At 74.9% G+C, this 4,128-nt stretch carries 5 protein-coding genes; 2 read left to right on the top strand and 3 right to left on the bottom strand.

The features are described 5' to 3' along the window. Nucleotides 1–361 (bottom strand): enoyl-CoA hydratase-related protein (locus IH13_RS0133500; protein WP_031090470.1); only part of this gene is annotated, 361 nt, incomplete at its 3' end. Between the two features lie 146 nt (nt 362–507). Between IH13_RS0133500 and IH13_RS0133505 the strand changes: the two genes are divergently transcribed. Beyond that, entirely contained in the window at nt 508–1,434 is a 927-nt protein-coding gene (locus IH13_RS0133505) for an SDR family oxidoreductase (RefSeq protein WP_031090472.1), read from the top strand. 93 nt (nt 1,435–1,527) lie between these two features. On the opposite strand, the gene IH13_RS39195 is transcribed toward IH13_RS0133505, so the two are convergent. Beyond that, nucleotides 1,528–2,034 carry a nuclear transport factor 2 family protein gene (locus tag IH13_RS39195; protein WP_199814926.1) on the bottom strand — a complete coding sequence of 169 codons (507 nt, stop codon included), beginning with the start codon at nt 2,032–2,034 and terminating at the stop codon, nt 1,528–1,530. Then, the gene (locus IH13_RS0133515) at nt 2,031–2,906 is read right to left on the bottom strand and encodes a TIGR03619 family F420-dependent LLM class oxidoreductase (RefSeq protein WP_031090473.1); all 876 of its coding nucleotides are present in this window, start codon (nt 2,904–2,906) and stop codon (nt 2,031–2,033) included. Before IH13_RS0133515 ends, IH13_RS39195 begins: the two co-directional genes overlap by 4 nt. Nucleotides 2,907–3,168: 262 nt before the next feature. On the opposite strand from IH13_RS0133515, the gene IH13_RS0133520 reads away from it, so the two are divergent. Then, nucleotides 3,169–3,909 (top strand): TetR/AcrR family transcriptional regulator, encoded by a 741-nt coding sequence (locus tag IH13_RS0133520; protein WP_082317802.1) that lies wholly within the window; start codon nt 3,169–3,171, stop codon nt 3,907–3,909. Nucleotides 3,910–4,128 lie beyond the last annotated feature (219 nt).

The raw sequence follows: 4,128 nt of genomic DNA on the forward strand, positions 1-4,128 counted from the left end.
CCACAATGGCGTCGGCGTTGCCCGCCAGGCCGATCCCGCCGCCCAGGCAGAAGCCGTGCACGGCGGCGACCACCGGCACCTCGCACTCGTAGACCGCCGCGAACGCCTCGTAACAGCCCCGGTTGGCGCCGATCAGCGCCTCGGGCCCGTCCGCGCGCTGCATCTCCTTGATGTCCACGCCCGCGTTGAAGCCCCGCCCCTCGGCAGTGAGCACCACGCACCGGACGGACGGATCGGCCCCCGCGGCGCGTACGGCGGCGGCCAGGTCGTACCAGCCGCGCACGGGCAGGGCGTTGACCGGGGGGAAGTCCACGGTGACGAAGGCGACGCCTTCTTCCGGGACGGAGGTGGAGACACCCATGAGCAGATCAGCTACCTTTCCACCAAACGTTTGTTAGGCCCAGAAGGTAGCAGCGTTACGGACTCCGCGGGAAGGTGCGATGCCACTGAGCGGTACGGCCGCCCGCGTCCCGTCCCCCTCCCGCCCCACCGAAAGGACTCGCCGTCATGACCTCACCGACCGCCGCCCCGTTGTGTACCGGACGTGTCGTCGCCGTCACCGGAGCCGGCCGCGGGCTCGGCCGCGCGCACGCCCTGGCCTTCGCCGCCGAGGGCGCGAAAGTCGTCGTCAACGACCTGGGTGTGGGCCTCGACGGCTCCGGCCCGGCCGCAGGGCCCGCCCAGGAGGTCGTGGAGGAGATCCGCGCGGCGGGCGGTGAGGCGGTCGCGCACCAGGGGGACATCGCCACCACCGACGGTGCGGCCTCCCTCGTCGCCACCGCGCTCGACGTCTTCGGCCGGCTCGACACCCTCGTCAACAACGCCGGCTTCCTCCGCGACCGGATGCTGGTCAACCTGGACGAGGACGACTGGGACGCGGTGATGCGCGTCCACCTCAAGGGCCACTTCCTGCCGCTCAAACACGCGGCGGCGCACTGGCGGGCCGAGGCGAAGGCGGGCCGGACCCCCGAGGCGCGGGTCGTCAACACCAGCTCCGGGGCGGGCCTGCTGGGCAGTGTGGGGCAGGGCAACTACGCCGCCGCCAAGGCCGGGATCGTGGGCATGACCCTGGTGGCCGCCGCCGAGATGGGCCGTTACGGGGTCCAGGTCAACGCGATCGCCCCGGCCGCCCGGACCCGGATGACCGAGGAGGCCTTCGCCGCGACCATGGCGGCACCGGGGGAGGGGGCCTTCGACGCGATGGCGCCGGAGAACGTCTCGCCGCTCGTCGTATGGCTGGGCTCCGCCGCCTCCGCCGGGGTGACCGGCCGGGTCTTCGAGGCCGAGGCCGGGCGGATCACCGTGATGGAGGGCTGGCGGCCCGGTCCCACGGCCGACAAGGGAGCCCGCTGGAGCCCCGCCGAGGCGGGCGCCGCGGCGACCCGACTGCTCGCCGCGGCCGAACCGCCCCAGCCGGTGTACGGAGCGCGCTGACACCGCGCGGCGGGAGGCGGGGGAGGGCGCCGGCGTACGGATGACCGGCGCCCTCCCGCCCGCCGCCCCGGACGACCGGTGCGCCGGGACCCGTCACCGCGGCGGTGCACCGGGACCCGTCACCGCGGCGGCTGACCGAGCCGGCCGGTCAGCCGGCCGCGGCCGGTTCGCCGCGTACTCCGGCGACCAGCAACGCGGGCGACTCCGCGCGCCCGTCCAGGATGCGGTTGGTCCGGGGAGATGTGTATAAGAGACAGCCACGTACCGGCCCTCCTCGTGCACCACCATCAGCGAGTGGCACACGGCCACCGCCTCGTCGCCGTCGACCGTGATGTGCGGCGGGCCCACCACATGTGCGCAGCCCTGCCGGATCCAGCCCCGGTGCGCGGGGGAGTCGACCATGCCGCGGACGCGCTCCCGGCCGGCGAGGAAGATCTCGTCGATGTCGTACACCCCGTCAGGCGCCCACAACGCCGCGACGCCCTCCGAGTCCCCGCCGTCCACCAGCGGCCCGTAGGAGGCCATGGCCCGGGCGACGGCACGTTCGTCCTCCAGCAGCCCGAGCCGGGCCTCCAGCGCGGCGATCCGGTCCTCGCTCATGCCCGCCCCTCCGCGTCCGCCGCCGTGCCCGCGAGCGCGGCGAGTGCTTCCAGCTGCTCGACGTAGTGATCCGCGGACCGTGCCGTCAGCGAGACGCTCACGAGCGTCGCGCCCGCCCGCGTCACCTTCCGCAGGGCGCTCTTCGTGCCCTCCGCGTCACCGGAGGGGTCCAGCGGGCGGCCCGCGCTCAGCACCACCTCGAAGCCCTCCGGCAGCGGGGCCGCGCCGACCATCTCGCCCAGCCGCTCCAGGGGCAGGCCGAACGGCACCCAGCCGTCCCCGAGGGTCACCGCCCGGCGCAGCGAACGGGGTGTACGGCCGCCGATCCACAACGGCACCCGCTCCTGCACCGCGTGCGGCTCCAGCACCAGGCCCTCGTAGTCGAAGTGCTCGCCGTGGTAGGCGGGTTCACGCCGGGACAGGGAGGCGCGCAGCGCGGCGAGGGCGTCGTCGGCGATCGCGCCACGGCCCTCGAAGGCCGCGCCGAGCAGCCGGAACTCTTCCTCCAGACTGCCGACGCCGAGCCCCAGGACGAGCCGCCCGCCCGAGACGCGGTCCAGCGTGCCGTAGCGCTTCGCGAGGGCCAGCGGGTGGTGGTAGCCGAGCACCAGCACCTGGGTGGCGAACCTGATCCGGCGGGTCCGGGCGGCCAGGTACCCGAAGACGGCCAGCGGATCCCAGTAGGTGCCGCCGCGCACCTCGGCGACGTCCGCCGGCACCGCGACATGTTCCGAACAGGTCAGATGGTCGAAGCCGAGCCGGTCCGCCGCCTCGGCGACCGCCCCCAACTCCTCGATTCCGGCGGTGCGTTCCCAGGGGGAGTGGACACCGGGGACGGCCGTGACGACGGGACTGTTGATACCGAGCCGCATGAGGGCACCTCTCTCGGGCGGGGCAGGAAGGGGATCTCGGGCGGACAGGCAGGAGATCCCCGGCGGGAAGGAAGGGAAAGGAGGAGGGCCCATCCAAGTCACCGCCTCCCGCGTGCGCAGGCCGCGTCCCGCTGGGCGGGAAGCCGCACGGACGCCGGCCCCGCCCCGGCCCCGGGCGGCCGGGTCCCACTGGCCGGAACGGGCGTCGTGGGGCCCCGTTCGCCACGAGAGGATCGTCGGCCACCGGAAGGACGGCAGGACTGTGCCCCGAACGACAGGCGAGAGAGCCCCCGCACGACCCGGTACGGCCGGACAGCGCCGGCGGTACGCCCGGATGCTGCGCGTCGCGGCGCGGCTGGGCGCGGAGCACGGCCTCGAAGGGATGCAGATGCACGACGTGGCCAGGGAGGCCGGGGTCGCGATCGCCACCCTGTACCGCTACTTCCCGTCCAAGACGCACCTGTTCGCCGCGGTCCTGCACGCCCAGGTGACGCGTCTCGCGGGCGGCGCCCCGCCGCCCGCGCCGGGCACCGGGCCGGTCGAGGCGGTGAGCGACCTGCTGACCCTGTGCAGACAGCCGCTGCTGGCCCTGGCGATGATGCAGTGCAACAGCGCCACGGGCACCGGAGAGGACAGCCCGGCCCGCCGCACGGACGAGATCATCGAAGACCTGGTACTGCGTACGGCGGGGGTGGCCGACCCCTCCGCCCTCGACCGGCGGGTGGTCCGCATCCTCGAACAGGCCTGGTACGGCCTCCTCACCACCGTCCTGTACGAGCGCTCGTCGATCGAGGAGGCGGAGGACGGCATCAGGCTCGCCTGCCGGCTCCTCCTGGGCCCGGTCCTCGCCGAGCGGCCGTCCCCGCACGACGCCGGTGCCGCAGCGCCCGCCCCCTCGGCTCCCGCCCACCCGGCGCCCTCCGTTGCTGCCCGGCCGACGCGGCCCGGCCCGGTCCGTCCGGTCAGCGGGAGTGGCGCCCTCCCGGTTGACGCGGAGGCCTAGCGTCCCGGGGGAGGCGTCCCCTCCGGGGGCGCGCGGCCGTCACCTCCCACCTCAGGAGTCGCCATGCCACGCACCGTCGTCGTCACCGGATCCGGTTCCGGGATCGGAGCCGCCGTCACCGCGCTCCTGCGCGAGCGCGGGGACCGGGTGATCGGGGTGGACCTGCGCGGCGGTGAGATCGACGCCGACCTGTCCACGGCCCCGGGCCGCGCCTCGGCG

Source organism: Streptomyces sp. NRRL WC-3549 (assembly GCF_000721935.1).
Taxonomy (GTDB): domain Bacteria; phylum Actinomycetota; class Actinomycetes; order Streptomycetales; family Streptomycetaceae; genus Streptomyces.

What these genes read in the sequence shown, in the direction of transcription:
- IH13_RS0133505 (WP_031090472.1), top strand. Translation starts at nt 508, where the DNA reads ATGACCTCACCGACCGCCGCCCCGTTGTGTACCGGACGTGTCGTCGCC.
- IH13_RS39195 (WP_199814926.1), bottom strand. Translation starts at nt 2,034, where the DNA reads ATGAGCGAGGACCGGATCGCCGCGCTGGAGGCCCGGCTCGGGCTGCTG.
- IH13_RS0133515 (WP_031090473.1), bottom strand. Translation starts at nt 2,906, where the DNA reads ATGCGGCTCGGTATCAACAGTCCCGTCGTCACGGCCGTCCCCGGTGTC.